The 7,442-nt window shown below is 62.8% G+C and carries 6 protein-coding genes; all 6 read left to right on the plus strand.

All coding sequences use genetic code 11. From position 1 onward, the window contains the following. Window positions 1–491: DUF6624 domain-containing protein (locus VEK15_04900; protein ID HXV60009.1), on the plus strand; the 491-nt coding region annotated here is incomplete at its 5' end. Between the two features lie 67 nt (window positions 492–558). After that, entirely contained in the window at window positions 559–2,433 is a 1,875-nt protein-coding gene (locus VEK15_04905) for an NAD(P)-binding protein (protein ID HXV60010.1), read from the plus strand. 63 nt (window positions 2,434–2,496) lie between these two features. Next, window positions 2,497–3,996 (plus strand): sodium/solute symporter, encoded by a 1,500-nt coding sequence (locus tag VEK15_04910; protein ID HXV60011.1) that lies wholly within the window; start codon window positions 2,497–2,499, stop codon window positions 3,994–3,996. 6 nt (window positions 3,997–4,002) lie between these two features. Continuing rightward, window positions 4,003–4,734, plus strand: coding sequence for an aspartate/glutamate racemase family protein (locus VEK15_04915; protein HXV60012.1), 732 nt, complete (start codon window positions 4,003–4,005; stop codon window positions 4,732–4,734). 25 nt (window positions 4,735–4,759) lie between these two features. After that, window positions 4,760–5,665 carry a M23 family metallopeptidase gene (locus tag VEK15_04920; protein ID HXV60013.1) on the plus strand — a complete coding sequence of 302 codons (906 nt, stop codon included), beginning with the start codon at window positions 4,760–4,762 and terminating at the stop codon, window positions 5,663–5,665. Window positions 5,666–5,944: 279 nt separating this feature from the next. Then, a partial coding sequence (gene glgP / locus VEK15_04925; GenBank protein ID HXV60014.1) for a glycogen/starch/alpha-glucan family phosphorylase occupies window positions 5,945–7,442 on the plus strand: 1,498 nt, incomplete at its 3' end.

The following is a 7,442-nucleotide window of genomic DNA, read 5'->3' on the forward strand; positions in this document are numbered from 1 at the left end:
CGATGGAGCGCGTACACCTCGAGCATGCCGAACGCCTCGCCGCAATCGTTGCCCAGTACGGCTGGCCGGGTGTCGAACGCGTCGGGGCCGACGGTGAGGAGGCCGCGTGGCTCATCCTTCAGCACGCCATCAGCGATCCGCATTTTCAACGCGAAGGGCTGCGCAGGCTCAAAGAGGCGGCCGAGCGCGGCGATGCTCCCTGGTATCAAGTCGCATTGCTTGAGGATCGGATTCGTTTCAACGCGGGTCGGGCTCAACTCTACGGGACCCAACTCGACTGGGACGAGAACGGTCAGTTGAGTCCCCTTCCCGGGATCGAGGATCCGTCACGGTTGGAAGAGCGTCGCAGGGCCGTCGGACTCGGACCATTCGAGGCCGAGATCGCACGCAAGAGAAAGGCGGCGGCACAATGGGGAGAGAAGCCCCCATCCGACCTCGGTGAGCACCGGCGGAAGATGGAGGCTTGGGCGCGGAAGGTCGGCTGGCGCTAGGTAACGAGCGCGAGCAACGGGCGGTGCCGGCCCTGGGTAGGCACTCCCGCGGTGGTAGACTCCTCGAGTGGATGACGACGACATCGCCCTGGGAATGAACCGCCCGATCACTCGGCGGGATTTTTTTCAGGGGATGGCGGTTGGCGCGTCCACCCTCGGAGCACGGGGATATCGACCCAGGCGGCAAGAAGCGGAAACTACAGTTTATCCGCCCGAGCTCCAGGGGCTCCGCGGTCAGCATCCGTCGGCGATGGCACTCGGCCATCGCGTCCGGGACGGCGAGCTCGCCGAGCCTCGTGATTTCGTGGAGACGGGTGAGAGCTACGACCTCGCTGTGGTGGGCGCAGGAATCGCGGGCCTCGCCGCCGCGTTCGTCTTTCAAAAGGAGCGCAAAGACGACCCCACGATCCTGCTCCTGGACAACCACGATGATTTCGGTGGCCACGCGAGGCGGAACGTCTTCGACTTCCAGGGCACGCAACTCATCGGGCCGGGCGGCACCTATGCCCTGGAATCCCCGGAGAGCTCGCCTCGTGAGGCCACGCGCGTTTTCGACCAGTTGGGGATCGACCTGGAACGCATGGTGGCGTTTCGGGACGGAGGCTTCAATCAGCGCTTCGGGCTATCCTCGGCAGTCGTCTTCGATTCCCGGGTGTTTCCCGGCGCCCGGACCACCTGGGTGAATCGCTGGTACGAGGTTCCTTATGGGGAGTTTTTCGCGCGGGCGCCGATCTCCGAAGGGGTACGGCGCGAGCTGGTCGAGCTCTATACCACCCGCAAAGACTATCTCGATGGCGCTTCGAATCGTGATGCTCTGCTGTCGGAGATGAGCTGGGAGAGTTTCATCCGCGAGAAGATGGGACTTTCCGACGACGCGGTCCGTTTTGCCAATCTCTACGCGACGGACCTCATCGGCCTGGGTGCCGATGCCGCCTCGGCGCTCGATGCATTCGAAGTCGGTCCCGGCTTCTACGGGATGGGCGGGGAAGGCTTTCACGAAGTCGATGGCATCCTGCGCTACGCCTACGAGCCCATCCACCGCTACCCGGATGGCAACCACACCATCGCTCGCCACCTTCTCAAGGCTCTCCTGCCCCAGACCCTTTCCGGTCCGGACACCATGGAAGGTGTCTTCAACGCCCGCGTTCGTTACGACCGGTTCGATCGTGAGGGGCAGCGAGTTCGGATCCGGTTGCGCTCGATGGTCGGGCGCATCGAGCACGACGGCGGAGAGCGAGGTGGATCACTCTCGCTTTTCTACACGCGGGAGGACGGGAAGCTCTATCGCGTACATGCCCGCCACGTTGTGATGTCGGGTTGGGGCTCCGTGGCCAAGCACATCCTGCCCGAGCTTTCCCGGGAGCAACGCCAGGCACTCGGTGAGTATCGCTACAGCTCGGCCATCTATATCAACGTCATGCTGAGACACTGGCGCCCGATCGCCGATCTCGGCTGGTCCGAGGCATTCTGGCCGGATGGCTATTGCACCTGGATGCACATCGCCGATCCCCTTCGGGTGGGCGACTACCGGCCGACCTATCATCCCGACCGGCCCACCCTCCTCAGCCTGTACAAGTACATCTACAAGCCCGGGCTCGAGCCAGCGCAGCAGATGGAGCTCGGACGCTATGAGATGGAGCAAAAGAGTTTCGAAGTCTACGAGCGGGAGATCCGACGGGAGTTGACGCATATCCTCGGTCCTTTCGGATTCGATGCCGCCGAAGACATCGTGGGTCTCACCGTGAACCGCTGGGGCCACGGCTACAACTACTTCAGTGCACCCGCTCCCTGGTCGAAACGAAAGGACCCACCCTACGAAAGCGGACGCCGGCGCCTGGGTAGAATCTCCTTCGCCGGCGCGGACGCCGGCGGCAGCCCCTGGACCCAGGCGGCCATCGCGCAGGCATGGCGCGCCGCGCAGGAACAACTGGAGATCGACTGATTCTCATCAATCGGGAATCGCGGCAAAGAGGAACCTGCCCGCCAGTGGTATAGTGCCGCCGCTTTGAGCGAGAGCGCTCTCTACACCCTGATCCTCGGAGTGTACTTCGCCGCCATGTTGTCGCTCGGCTTCTGGTTCGGCCGGAGGGTCAGAACCGACCGAGACTACTTCATCGCCCGGGGAAAGCTGGGGCCGGCGACGATTGGGTTCTCGTTCTCCGCGACTCAGATGAGCGGAAGTAGCTACATGGGGGCGGTGGGAACCCAGTCCGTGCTCGGCTACGCTTTCATTCCCGCGGGCGTCTCTTCCGCCTCCGCTCCCTGGTTCTCCTATATTTTGCTCGGCGACCGCCTGAGAAAAATTGCGGGGAAGATGGAGAGCGTCACGCTCGTCGACGTCTTCGAGAAGAGGTACTACAGCAACGCCGCCGGCCTCGTCGCGACCTTCATCATGCTCGTCGCCTTCGTGCCGATGATCTCGGCGCAGCTCAAAGCTGCCGGAAACGTTTTCGAGGTTCTGCTCGGGGTGCCTTATGTCGCGGGGCTGTTCTTGTTCGGAGGCATCGTCATCCTGTACACGGTCCTCGGCGGCATGTTCGCCGTCGCTTGGACCGATCTGATTCAGGGCGTCATCATGATCGTGGGTTTCGCGATCCTGGCGCCCGTCGCCGTCGGCGCCGCCGGAGGTTTCTCCGAGATGCACCGGCAGTACAGCGAGCTCAACCCCGGCGGCATCTCCTTTCTCGGAAACATGCCGGCGGTGTGGGTAGTGTCGTCCTTCGTCGTTTGGGGTTTCTTCCAGATCGGCGGCGCTCCCGCCTCGGTGACCCGGTTTCTCATTCCCGAGGACGACCAAACGCTTCGCGCCGCCATGGTTTACTCGGTGACGTTCCAGAGCTTTATTTACCTGTGTGCCGGTCTCGTTGCGATCTCGGGGGGCGTTCTGCTGCCGAATCTGGCCCAGCCGGATCTTACCGTTCCCACACTCATCACCGAGCTGCTCCATCCCGTCGTGGGAGGAGTGATCGTGGCCGCCATACTCGGCGCCACGATGTCCACGATCGATTCGACGCTTCTTCTGGCGGGCTCGCTCGCCGCCGAGAACGTCTACACCAAGCTCGAGCGGCTCGCGGGCCGTGAGGTCGAGCCCCGAGCCGGGCTCAGGATCGCGCGGCGTGCGACGCTCGCCATCGGCCTCCTCGCCCTCGTCGTGTCTATCAAGCCGCCGGCTGCGATCCTGTGGATCGTCACCATCGCCTTCAGCTTGATGGCGTCGGCCTTCACGTTTCCATTTCTGCTGGGGCTCTGGTGGCCGCGTGCGACTAAAGAAGGCGGAATCGCAGGGATGATCGGAGGCTCGCTGGCGTGCGTCTCCTGGTACGTTGCCGGCTATCTGGAGTATCAGTCCTTCGACAACTGGATTGGCGGGATCTGGCCGGCGATCTTCGGGCCGTTCGTCTCCCTCCTTCTCGTCGTCGTCGTAAGCAAGCTCACGGCACCCCCTCCCCAGGAAATCCGGGAGCTCTTCTTCGATAGCGGTTCGACCGGGCCGGAACTAAACTGAAACGACATGCGCATCCTGTACCTCGTACCCGGGCCGATGAAGAAGCACCAGGGTCAGGCTGAGCTCGACCGCCGTCGCGCCTTCCTCGAAAGGCACGCCTCGGCTGGTACCGACGTCGAGATCTGGGACACGGAGGAAGGACCGGCGTCGATCGAGTCGATGGTCGAGGAACACCTCGCCATCCCGCACGCGCTGAAGGCGGTTGCGCGTGCCGAGCGCGAGGGGATATCGGCCGTGATCCTCGGATGTTTTGGCGATCCGGGCCTGGACGCCGCACGCGAGCTCGTCTCGATTCCGGTGATCGGGCCGTACGAAAGCTCACTCCTCGTCTCATTGACGTTGGGACATCGAACGAGCGTCATCACCGTCCTCGACTCGGTCGTCCCGTCGCTCGAAGCGATCGCACGCGCACGCGGACTGGAGTCGAGGCTCGCATCCGTTCGGTCGGTGCAAGTCCCGGTTCTCGATCTCGCCCGCGAGCGCGAAGGCGCGCTGAGGGCCTTCGTCGAAGAGGGCCGCAGGGCCATTCGTGAGGATCGAGCCGACGTGCTCGTGCCCGGCTGTATGAGCATGGCGTTTCTGGGAATCGCGGAGTCGGCGCAGTCCGACCTGAGAGTTCCAGTGCTCAACCCGGCAGTCATCGCGTTGAAGCTCGCCGAGCTCCAGGTGTCGGCAGGAATCACGCACAGCAAGAATGCCTTTCCTTTCCCGCCCAAGAAGCCGAGCCTGCCGACGTAACAGCGTCGACCGGTAGAATGTCCGGGTGACGGCTCTTACTTGGAAATGGCTGCCGCTCGCAATTGTTCTCCTCGCATCGGGAATCTGCTGGCTCGTCATCGGTCGAGGCGGGATGGCGGCGATCGTGGCCTGGTACGCGTTTCAGATCGGACTACCCCTGCTGGGGCTGGTCCTGCTTCTCGTCGTCTCCGTCTACGCCATCGTCAACCGCCGAATCGATAGCGGGATTCTCGCGAGCCTCATCGGATGTGCAGCGGCCGTGGCGCCGGCCGCCTGGTACTTCGGGTTTCTCACCGTCGCCTACCCTGCTTCCATCGAGTCCACGAAGCCCGCGGCAACGGTTCGACTTCCGGCGGCCGAGACTCTTACGGTGGCCTGGGGCGGCGACCGGATCGAGGTGAACTACCATGCCATCGTCCCGGATCAACGGTGGGCCTACGACCTGTTCGCCGAGCCCTATCTCACCGGAAGCGACAGGCTTCAGGACTACGGTTGCTACGGGATTCCCGTCGTGGCTCCCGCGGCGGGCTGGGTTGCCTCCGTTCATGACGGGTCGCCGGATGTCGTTCCCGGCCAGTCTTCGCTGAATCTCGAGACGCCCTTCGGCAACCACGTGGTGATCGAGCTGCCGACGGGAACGTACCTGGTGATCGCGCACCTGCAGGAAGGAAGCGTCGCGGTGAAGGCGGGAGACTCTGTCGAAGAGGGTGAGCCCATCGGACGATGCGGCAACTCCGGGAACACGAGCGAGCCTCACATCCACATCCATCACCAGCGACAAGACCCGGCGGTGTACCCGGTCAACTTCGCCGAAGGGCTGCCCTTGTTCTTCAGAGATCACGACGGTCCTCCCATGCCGGAGGGAGGCATCCGTCGGACAGACGGCAAGCTGCTGGCCACGGGAATATCCGTTCGTCACCGGCCCCGGTGAGCCGAGCCGTGAGCTTGCGTTGATCGAGATCCGACATTATAAGGAGCCGTGCTTTTTGGAGGCTGCCGTGGAGGCAAGAAAATTTCCTATCGTGCTCGCTGCAAGGTGTTTCCTCCCGGATCGGGAGCGCACGCACCGAACGAGTATATGGTGATCCAGCCCAAGGAGGGCCTTCCCATCGCCGATCTCGCGGAGATCGAAAGAGGCTACATCGACATGCTCTTCGCTCTGGCCGGAGTGTAACGAAGGCCCTGATTGCAAGCTCGTCGAATGCCGAAAATGAAACCCGACGGACAATTCCGATCCGACGGCGTCGACGTGCGCACGGGAAACTCGGTGGAGGCGCTGAAGCGCGCCTTCGTCGACAACCTCTTCTTCGTGCAGGGCAGGTTTTTCCCCGTCGCCACGCTGAACGACTACTACATGGCTCTCGCCTACACCGTGCGCGATCGTCTTCTGGCGCGCTGGATCGAGACCAGCATGCAGTATCTGACGAGGAGGGCCAGAACCGTGTGCTATCTCTCAGCGGAGTTTCTTCTCGGACCTCATCTGGGAAACAACCTCCTCAACCTCGGCATCTATGACGAGGTGCAGGAGGCGATGGACTCCCTGGGGCTTTCGCTTCGAGAGCTCCTCGAGCAGGAGGAAGAGCCTGGCCTCGGAAATGGAGGCCTGGGGCGCCTCGCAGCCTGTTATCTCGATTCACTCGCGACACTCCAGATCCCCGCCATCGGCTACGGCATTCGCTACGAGTTCGGCATCTTCGATCAGTCCGTACGAGACGGCTGGCAACAGGAGATCACCGACAAGTGGCTTCATCTCGGGAACCCCTGGGAGATCGCGCGCCCCGAGATCGCTTTCGACGCGAAGCTCGGAGGACGCACCGAGAGCTATCACGACGCCTCGGGACGCTATCGAGTCCGCTGGACTCCTGACCGGATCGTGAAAGGGGTCGCCTACGACACGCCGATCGTCGGCTATCGGGTTGGAAATGCCAACCTGCTACGCCTCTTCACCGCCGAAGCGACGGAGGCCTTCGAGCTCGAGGCGTTCAACGTGGGCGATTACTACCGAGCCGTGGAAGCGAAGGTCCGCTCCGAGAACATCACCAAAGTGCTATACCCCAACGACGAGCCGGTGGCGGGTCGGGAGCTGCGTCTGCAGCAACAGTACTTCTTCGTGACCTGCGCTCTCCAGGACATGATTCGGATTCATCTTCAAAACGCAGGCTCCGTCGCCGACTTCGACCTCAAGTTCGCGGTGCAGCTCAACGACACCCACCCCGCCATTGCCGTCGCCGAGCTCATGCGGCTTCTCGTCGATGAGCACGACATGGACTGGGAGCCCGCCTGGAAGGTGACGCAGAACACCCTCGCTTACACCAACCACACTCTACTTCCCGAGGCGCTGGAGAAATGGCCGGTGACGGTTTTCGCCCGCATCCTTCCCCGGCATCTCGAGATCATTTACGAGCTGAACCATCGTTTCCTGCAGCAGGTAAGACGCCGCTACCCCGACGAGGATCGGGTGAGACGACTTTCTCTGATCGACGAGTCGGGTGAGCGCTACGTTCGCATGGCGCATCTCGCCGCTCTGGGAAGCCACTCGATAAACGGCGTGGCGCGACTTCACACCGAGCTTCTCACCAGGAGCGTGATGTCGGATTTTTTCGATCTCTGGCCGGAGAGGTTCAGCAATAAGACGAACGGCGTGACGCCGCGGCGTTTCATGGCGCTCGCGAACCCCCGTCTTTCCCGGCTCATCACGAGTGCGATCG

It is taken from the genome of Vicinamibacteria bacterium (assembly GCA_035620555.1).
Taxonomy (GTDB): domain Bacteria; phylum Acidobacteriota; class Vicinamibacteria; order Marinacidobacterales; family SMYC01; genus DASPGQ01.